This is a genomic window from Chroococcidiopsis sp. (assembly GCF_051657925.1).
GTDB lineage: Bacteria > Cyanobacteriota > Cyanobacteriia > Cyanobacteriales > Chroococcidiopsidaceae > Chroococcidiopsis.
The window spans coordinates 72,233-80,926 of the sequence record NZ_JBOFLP010000147.1 but is presented as its reverse complement, the minus strand read 5'-3'; the positions used below and the strand labels follow the sequence as shown (position 1 = coordinate 80,926).

The following is an 8,694-nucleotide window of genomic DNA, read 5'->3' as shown; positions in this document are numbered from 1 at the left end:
GGTAGTACGTTCGCTAAATCTTGCCAGCGAAAACAGTATACCCCAGCGTTAACGCGACGATTTTGCTTTTGAGCTGCGCTACAATCGCGATCTTCAATAATTTGTTGGACGATGTTTTGACCGTTACAAAATACCCTTCCGTAACCTTGGGGATCGGAGAGTTGAGCCGTGAGAATGGTAGCAGCATGTTGGTGCTGTTTGTGGGTCTGAATCAGCCGCTCTAGCGTTTGGGGTCTTAACAGGGGAACGTCACCATTCAACACCAATAAATCCCCTTGAAAGCCTTCTAAATGCGGCAGGACTTGCTGAATTGCGTGACCCGTTCCTAATTGCTCGGTTTGTTCGACAAACTCCAACTTTGGCAGGGAATCAGAGACTAGCGAGCGGTTGGGATCTAAAAGAGCTGTCTTCACTTGCTCGGCTTGATATCCCACAATCACCAAAACTCGCTTGGGAGAGATTTCCAGACTACCCAGGATCGCTCGTTCGATCAGCGATCGCCCTCCGATTTGATGTAAAACTTTGGGCAACGTCGATTTCATTCGCGTACCGCGCCCAGCTGCCAAAATTGCTACCGCTACCATATGTTTAGACTTGGCTATCTGCTATTCGCCTATTCAAGGATAAAGGAATCAGTGACTTGTGACTAGTTGTCAGGGAGCAGGGAGCAGGGAACAGGGAGCAGGGAGCAGGGAGCAGGGAGCAGTTATCGGTGAAGACAGTAGTTATGACTAACCACTCCCACTTCCCACACTTCCCACACTTCCCACACTTCCCACACTTCCCACACTTCCCACACCCCACACCCTGGCAACTGTCAACTACCCATTACCCATTACCAATGACTTGACATTAACATTGATGTCAAGGTTTAGGGTGAGAGGGTGTATGTGCAGTTGCTATGACTTACTTCGCGATTACTCGTCTCCAAATCTTATCGAAAACGTTATTTCGAGTTTTTAGTCGAGAACATCTAGATGCGATCGCCGCTTTTGTTTGCGCTGTATTGGTACTTTTGGGCTGGATAGCGCTCCAACTAGGTTGGCTCGGGCTGGGATTGTTGTTACTACCAGCAGCATACGTTATCGGCGGGTATGAGAGCGCGAAGGAGGGGCTGACAACTCTGTGGCAAGAAAAAGAGTTGGATGTGGACTTGTTGATGATTGTCGCTGCTTTGGGGGCGGCGGGATTAGGTTTGTGGCGGCGGGAATATTACTTAATTGTCGATGGGGCAGTTCTAATTTTAATTTTTGCTATCAGTGGGGCGCTGGAAAGCTATGCAATGCAGCGCACGGAACGAGATATTCGCAGTTTGATGAGTCTGAGTAGCGATACAGCTAGGGTACTGGATCGCGGACAGGAAAAGTTGGTTGATGTCGATCGGTTACAAGTTGGCGATCGCATTTTAGTTAAACCTGGGGAACTCATTCCTACCGATGGCATCATTCAAGAAGGCTACAGCACCCTCAACGAAGCAGCAATTACGGGGGAGTCTTTACCAGTAGAAAAGACTGTAGGGCATGAAGTTTTTGCAGGAACTTTAAACGGTAACGGGGCTTTAATTCTGCAAGTGCATCAGCCGCCGGAAAGCAGCTTAATTCAGCGCATCATTCAATTGGTCAAGCAAGCCCAAACAGAAGCACCTCCTTCACAAATGTTTATCGAACGCTTTGAGCGCGGCTATGCCAAAGTTATCGTTCTCGCTGGGATTTTATTGGCAATTTTACCCCCGTTTATTTGGGGTTGGAATTGGGAAACAACAATTTATCGTGCCTTAATTTTTCTCGTTGTTGCCTCTCCTTGCGCGTTAATGGCAGCAATTATGCCGACATTGCTATCGGGAATTGCCAACGGTGCAAGACAGGGAATTTTATTTAAAAGTGGAGCGCAGTTAGAAATGATGGGAAAAGTGCGGGCGATCGCATTTGATAAAACTGGAACTCTCACCACGGGTAAATTAGCAGTCACAGAAGTTATCCCTACCACCGGGCATTCAGTCGATGAAGTTTTACAAATTGCTGCTGCTTTAGAAGCCTATTCCGAACATCCTATCGGTCAAGCGATCGTCACCGCTGCCCAACAAAAACAAATCGAATTCCTCCCTGCTGTTGGTGTATATTCTCACCCAGGACAAGGAATTATTGGCGAAGTCTGTCAACAGCAAGTCCTAGTAGGAAAAGCTGATTTTTTAATTCAAAATTCAAAATGCAAAATGCAAAATTTGGAGTTAACTAATAACTCCCCTGTACGGGCGGGTTTAGCAGATAGCTTGACAACTCAAGGTGGCGATTTTTGGTCAAACCCCGCCCCTACAACTCCCGAACTATCCCAACGCCTCGAAACCGAAGGTAAAACCGTCATCTGGGTAGCAAGAGAAAGTGATATCATCGGGATTGTGGCTGTAGCCGACACCCTACGTCCCAAGGCTGCTGAAGTCATTAAGCACCTGAAACAATTAGGAATTGAGGAAACAATCGTCCTAACGGGCGACAATCAGCGTACAGCCGCTCGCATTGCTCGATCTGTCGGGATCGACCGCGTTTATGCTGAATTATTACCCGAAGATAAAGTCAAAGTCATTCGTCAACTTCAGAGCCAATATCAAACTGTAGCTATGGTAGGAGATGGCATCAACGACGCACCAGCCTTAGCTCAAGCATCGGTAGGTATTGCTATGGGTGTGACTGGTAGCGATGTTGCTTTAGAAACCGCCGATCTTGTTTTGATGGCAGATCGTTTAGAAAAATTAGTAGTAGCAATTCATTTAGGTCGTCGTTCGCAAAGAATTATTAAACAAAATGTTACCTTTGCTCTCAGCTTTATCGTGCTATTATTAATTGCTAATTTTACTGGCAACATGAATATGCCAATTGGCGTAATTGGTCATGAAGGATCGACTGTCATTGTGACTTTGAGTGGTTTAAGATTGTTAAGAAATTGGTAATTGGGAATTGGGAATTGCTCCCCTGCACCTGAAGCCCTTCTGCTCTCTCGTCCCCCTGCTCCCTGCTCCCTACTCCCTACTCCCTAATAGAAATTTTTAAATTAACGATATAACTAGAATCCAAATTGAAAAGATTAAACATGCAATAATTAATCTTGGCTCAGAGAACATAATTAACGCGATTAAACCCAGACATCCTAAAATAGCTCCGTAGACAAGACCCATCTCAAACAAACTTCGATCTTCGCTTTTTCTGGTCATGGCTAAGCTATTAGTGGAAATATTGAGTTTTAGAAATATCGAGTTGTAGACGCGATCGCGCCTGACTTTGATAAATTAATTAATTCAAATACTTTATTTATACTACGTATTTGCTACTGAGTCTAGTCAGTTTGTCAAGCTCATCACATATATCATTGACTACTTAACCTTAATAGATAACATCCGCTCTAGCATCACAACTTTTTGCAAACGGGCAAATGCTTTATTTCTCTGCTGCTGAAGACGATAGTGTAGGCGCAACTTTCTAGTAATGAGTATTGAGACGAGCATAAATATTGGTAATACGATAATTGCCGATGGAATCAGCAAATCGTTGTGACTAGTTTGCGTGTCTGCATTAGATTTGCTACAAGTCTCCTGCCAAGTTTTAGTATTCGCCCAAGCTTTAGGCGTTTGACAGATATTAGCAGCGTATAAATTATCCACTTTTGATTCTCCTGGGTAGTGACTCCATATATATCTACTCACCCAAGACAGCTGAATTCGGATTATTGGCTAAACAACCATCTTCCATGTAAACAATGCGATCGGCGATGTCGAGAATGCGGTTATCGTGGGTGACAAGCAGGATGGTACAACCTTGTTCCTTTGCCAAACGCTGCATAATCTCTACCACATCACGCCCAGATTTTTTATCAAGTGCGGCTGTGGGTTCGTCTGCTAACACAATTTTAGGATGACTCACTAACGCACGAGCGATCGCCACCCGTTGTTTTTGCCCTCCTGAGAGGTTTTCTGGATAATAATCGACTCGATGTCCCAAGCCAACGCTTTCTAGCATGGCTGTGGCTTTAGCATTTAAATCCTCAGCAAGATAGCGATCGTGTAATTCTAAAGACATTCTTACGTTTTGTTTCACAGTAAGAAATGACATCAGATTGTGTGCTTGAAAGATATATCCAATTTGGCAGCGTAACCGAGTTAATAGTTGTTTGTTTGCCCCGCGAATTTCCTGCCCGAGTATTTTCAAACTACCCTCTTGGGCCGATCGCAACCCTCCCATCAGGCTTAATAGAGTTGTTTTACCAGAGCCAGAAGGACCAGTCATAATTACAATTTCTCCTGGCATAATCTCTAAGTTAATGCCAAACAAAGCTTGTTTGCGAAGTTCTCCTTGTCCAAAATAGTGATTGAGATTTTGGATAGAGATAACAGGTAAGTTTAGTTCTGCTATTGACGTATTTTGGGCTGTTGATTGCATAATTTCTTCTTCGTCTATTGACGTGAATAAAATTGAGGTGATTTTGAGTGAAGCGACATAACTTGCTTGACTTCAAAGTTAATAGCTCGATCTGAGTTTTTAATTTCTAAATAGAGTAGAATGACACCAAGAAAGAGCAACATTGTTCCTATTAAAAATAGACAGATAACTGCTACAGTGATTGCAGTTATACTAAAAACTCTTGTTAGAGCAATCGCCATCATTGAACTCAGAAAGCTGAGAATAGCAAGATATATTATCAAAATGGCATTTCGTAATAATAGATGGCGACGGCAAAGCAATATAAGTTGTGTATCGACGATATCTAAAACCACTTCTAATGCATCGTCAGATAACTTGTCATATATCGAGAGTTCCAAAGCTTCTGCACGTTCGCGAGTCAGCGTCCGAATGCGAGAACTAATGTTTGCATAGCGTCCTAGTGCACCACCTTGAATCAGAGTGCAAGCTGTCACTATAACAGTAGGAGCTACAATGAGCTGGATTATTTGTGTAACAATTTCAATAGTCATGTTAGAGCGGCATTTAGAAAACGTCAGCAGGATCGGCAGAACGCAATTTTTGCATGGCGATCGCCCCGGATATGCTACACATTACAAATGTAATCGTTAGCACGAAAATAGCTCGTTCGAGCTTCATCCCAATCGGCATTAAAATTACTGCTGCTGCAATCTGATACAGTCCTATAGAAATTAGAAAACCTGGGATATATCCCAAAATTGCTAATATTAAAGATTCCTGAATCAAAACACCTAATAAGTAGCGATCGCTATATCCCATTGCTTTAAGCGTGGCGTATTCTGGTAAGTGATTGGCAACATCGGTGTAAAGAATTTGATAAACAATCACGATGCCTACAATAATCCCTACGACCACGCCAAGTCCAAAAATAAATCCGATCGCACCTTGGCTTTCCCAATAGTATTTTTCTACCTCAGCAAATTCTTTTGGTGTCATAACTCTGACATCATTTGGTAAATTTGCTATTAATTGTGCTTTGGCTATTTCTGCACTTGCCCCCGGCTTGAGTTGAATTAATCCAATTTCAATTTGATTTGATTTGCGATCTGGCAATAGTTTTAGGAAAGTCGAATTGCTAACGATCGCATTACCATCAGCAGCAAAAGATGCACCAATCCTGAATAAGCCAATTGTCCGAATATTTTGTCGATTTAATTGTACTTCTATACTGCCTTGCTTTTCTACTGTCTCTGCGATCGCACCATATTCGGGACGAGAGGCGCGATCGAATAAAGCAGTATTTAACAGTTGCAATCGTTTTGCATTTTGTTGAATTTCTGGTACGGCAAAGCTAGGTGCATTCGGATCGATTCCCCAAATTAAAATAGTTCTGTCAATTCGCGTTGCAGGATTTTTCCATTCACCTCTCCCAATATAAATTGAACTAACAGAAGACACGCCATTGTATGCTAATGTTTGATATAATCTTTCTCTGGAAAAACTTTGCAACGTAGACAGCGATTCAAACTGACGGTTAATCATCACTAGATCTGCTTGTAGCAAACTTTGTGTCTGTGTTGCACTGTCGTATAGAGAATCATTGAATCCTAGTTGGATAAAAATTAGCATATCAGCAAAACCAATTCCCGCGATCGCAACTAGCAATCGCGTCTTTTCTTTCATTAGCTGATGCCATGCCAAAGGAATTTTTTTGAAAAAATTTGAAAGTTTCATAGCAAGTTTTACGTATGGATGTAGTGTGTTCTATCTCAAGCGTGAATTATCAGTTCAATTTATCAAAGAGGTTCTCGTTTCATCGTCCAAAAATTTAATTTTCCTGCCAGCAAACTCTCATTCCTGACAATCTCAAATCCATGTCTTTGATATAAACGTACACCTCCTTCAGTAGAGGTTTCTAGATAGCAAGGTAATCTATCTTTATCTGCTTGTTGCAGAACTGGTTGTAACAGCAAACTACCAATTCCCTGACGTTGATAAGCAGGTGAAACACCTAACATAGATAAATACCAATGCGGTTGAGGTAAATCTTGCTGATGATATTTCTCAAATGTAAAAAGTATTGAGAGCAATTTTGCTAATTTGCTCAAACGTATATGAAATGGCAGAGTATATAAACCTAAGCTAAGTAACCGAAGATCGTTGAGTGGATATTTTCCTGGTGGTATCCAAATCGCGATACCTTTCAAATCATTTGTAGTCGTATAAATTTGGTTGTAAGGCTGGTTGTAGCGCAACATAGCTTTAGCAAAACGCTTAATTGCATTAATTCTTGCCTGTTCTTCTGCTTTGGTAAAGTAACGAAATGTTGGATCGTTGGCGAATGCATGAGCTAGAATTTCGCTAGCAGATTCAATTTGCGAGTGCTGTAAGTACGTCACTTCCATATTCATTATCTTCTCTTTGAAGTCAGGTTTTTAAAATCTTAATCTATCAATTTCAGAGTTTCTAACAAAGTTTTCGTAATTACTTCTCAGTCAGCTTTCGGTATCTCATGAGAAGAAATAAGGGTAAACCTGTAGAAACACCAATTAAGCTACTTGCGAAATAAACCCATAGATATTTCATCCCCAATCGCGAACCTTCCCACGCAATAAATACCCACAACACTAATTCTGCAATAATTACATCCCAGCCAAATAAGGCTGAAATCTTATTAGTAAATAACTGCTCTACAAAAATTTGAGGGTTGAATCCTTGCTCGAATAGAAAAGGTAAAATCTCAGAGAAGGCTAAAGCAGTGCCTAATATACAAAGTGTTGAATACAAAACTTGCATCATCTCAATTTCTCCTTCATTTGCGCGTGAAATATAATCTGTTGTGTGGCAGGGATTTTGCATTCTATCCCTGGTGCAGCGGCAAGATCTTGGTTCAAATCCGTATTGTGGGGAGGGCGGGTTTTGCATTCTATCCCTGGTGCAGCGGCAAGATCTTGGCTAAACCCGCCCCTACAGATCTCGTCTGTTGGTTCAACATCAATAGAATGAAATTATTTATACCGAACATGCGTTATGCCTTGAAACAAACAAAACCTACAGTTGAATTGCTGTTTCTACCTGTAAATTCGTCAACCCAGCTACCTGTTGACTAGCTTCTGGAGTGAGGCGAATTTTAACTTCGACTATGCGCCGATCTAGATTTTCTCCGGGCTGGTTGCTGAACACATTTTGCCGATCTACCTGCAAACCGATTTGGGAAACCTTACCGCGCAACTGTTCTGAAATTGCTTGACTAGTAATAATAGCTGGCTGTCCCAACTTAACTTTACCAATATCAGTTTGATAAACTTCGGCGACAGCAACCATTTGAGCCGTTTGTCCCATTTCTACAATGCCCGAATCACTAATTTTTTCTCCTTCTCGCGTGCGAATCTTGAGAATTTGCCCAGATATAGGAGCGCGAATATAAGCTTCTTGTAGCTGCGTTTCGGCTGTTTTCGCTGCTGCGATCGCAGTATCCACTTCTGTTTGGGCTGCATTCACGTCTACCGGACGTACCTCGGCAATCTGATTCAAGGTAGCTTTGGCTTCTTGTAGTTGAGCCTGTAAAGTTTCCACCGTGCGGTTTTTCCCCGAAAGCGCTTCCTTTAACTGTGCTTGAGCGGTTTCTAGGGTCAATCGCCTGCTATCTATGTTCGATGCAGAGATCGCACCTTGACGATATAATTGTAAAAAACGATTATACTCTGCTAGGGCGTTGCTGACTTCTGCTTGATAGCGAGCAATAGTAGCATTTTGAGTTAACGTTTCTCCAGCAATTTCTGCTTGTATACGGGTAATAGTCGCTTCTTGCGCTTTAATTTCTCCTGTTTTTGCCCCTGCTCTCACCTGTGCTAACTTAGCTTGGGCAACTCTGACTTGTTCGCGTGCTTGTGCCAAAGCATTTTGCAAGCGATCGCGAGAATCTAAAATCGCAATTGTTTGTCCTGCTTTGACGCGATCGCCTTCTTTAACTAATAATTGGTCTACGCGATCGCCATCCAATGCAGATGGGGCAAATAAGCGAATTGCTTCTGTTTCTGGTTCCAGTCGTCCCAAAGCCGTAACTTGCGTCACTGGGGGAGTTGTCGCCACAGGAGGGGAAGGCTGAGAAGATTGAGAAACGACATAAAAGCCAGTTGCTCCTGCGATCGCAGTTGCCGTAAGAATTAACCCAGTCAACCAGCGATTTGAAGGTTTTAAAATTTCATTGGTCATTGGTAGTTGGTAGTTGGTAGTTGGTCAGTAATTGCTTAGTGAAAATTCACTTCCAATTTACGACTTACGA

10 protein-coding genes are annotated in these 8,694 nt (G+C 42.4%); 2 read left to right on the top strand and 8 right to left on the bottom strand.

All coding sequences use genetic code 11. The features are described from left to right. Positions 1 to 584: NTP transferase domain-containing protein (locus tag ACRC32_RS11645; RefSeq protein WP_438554109.1), on the bottom strand; the 584-nt coding region annotated here is incomplete at its 3' end. A 128-nt stretch (positions 585 to 712) separates the two neighbouring features. On the opposite strand from ACRC32_RS11645, the gene ACRC32_RS11640 reads away from it, so the two are divergent. Further along, positions 713 to 850, top strand: coding sequence for a hypothetical protein (locus ACRC32_RS11640; RefSeq protein ID WP_438554108.1), 138 nt, complete (start codon positions 713 to 715; stop codon positions 848 to 850). Between the two features lie 51 nt (positions 851 to 901). After that, complete coding sequence (locus ACRC32_RS11635) at positions 902 to 2,944, top strand: heavy metal translocating P-type ATPase (protein ID WP_438554107.1); 2,043 nt, start codon at positions 902 to 904, stop codon at positions 2,942 to 2,944. Between the two features lie 420 nt (positions 2,945 to 3,364). Here ACRC32_RS11635 and ACRC32_RS11630 read toward each other — a convergent pair whose 3' ends face one another. From ACRC32_RS11630 to ACRC32_RS11600, 7 genes are all read right to left on the bottom strand, one after another. Then, on the bottom strand, positions 3,365 to 3,652 hold the full coding sequence (locus ACRC32_RS11630) for a hypothetical protein (protein ID WP_438554106.1): 288 nt from the start codon (positions 3,650 to 3,652) through the stop codon (positions 3,365 to 3,367). Positions 3,653 to 3,686: 34 nt separating this feature from the next. Then, complete coding sequence (locus tag ACRC32_RS11625) at positions 3,687 to 4,427, bottom strand: DevA family ABC transporter ATP-binding protein (RefSeq protein WP_438554105.1); 741 nt, start codon at positions 4,425 to 4,427, stop codon at positions 3,687 to 3,689. A gap of 14 nt (positions 4,428 to 4,441) precedes the next feature. Then, positions 4,442 to 4,960, bottom strand: a complete 519-nt coding sequence (locus tag ACRC32_RS11620; RefSeq protein ID WP_438554104.1) for a DUF2721 domain-containing protein — start codon at positions 4,958 to 4,960, stop codon at positions 4,442 to 4,444. A gap of 13 nt (positions 4,961 to 4,973) precedes the next feature. Then, a complete protein-coding gene (gene devC, locus ACRC32_RS11615) occupies positions 4,974 to 6,143 on the bottom strand; it encodes an ABC transporter permease DevC (protein WP_438554103.1) in 1,170 nt (389 codons plus the stop codon). A 62-nt stretch (positions 6,144 to 6,205) separates the two neighbouring features. Next, positions 6,206 to 6,820 (bottom strand): GNAT family N-acetyltransferase, encoded by a 615-nt coding sequence (locus ACRC32_RS11610; protein ID WP_438554102.1) that lies wholly within the window; start codon positions 6,818 to 6,820, stop codon positions 6,206 to 6,208. Positions 6,821 to 6,893: 73 nt separating this feature from the next. Further along, the gene (locus tag ACRC32_RS11605; RefSeq protein WP_438554101.1) at positions 6,894 to 7,208 is read right to left on the bottom strand and encodes a DUF2834 domain-containing protein; all 315 of its coding nucleotides are present in this window, start codon (positions 7,206 to 7,208) and stop codon (positions 6,894 to 6,896) included. Between the two features lie 252 nt (positions 7,209 to 7,460). Next, positions 7,461 to 8,624 (bottom strand): ABC exporter membrane fusion protein, encoded by a 1,164-nt coding sequence (locus ACRC32_RS11600; RefSeq protein ID WP_438554100.1) that lies wholly within the window; start codon positions 8,622 to 8,624, stop codon positions 7,461 to 7,463. Between the last annotated feature and the right edge of the window lie 70 nt (positions 8,625 to 8,694).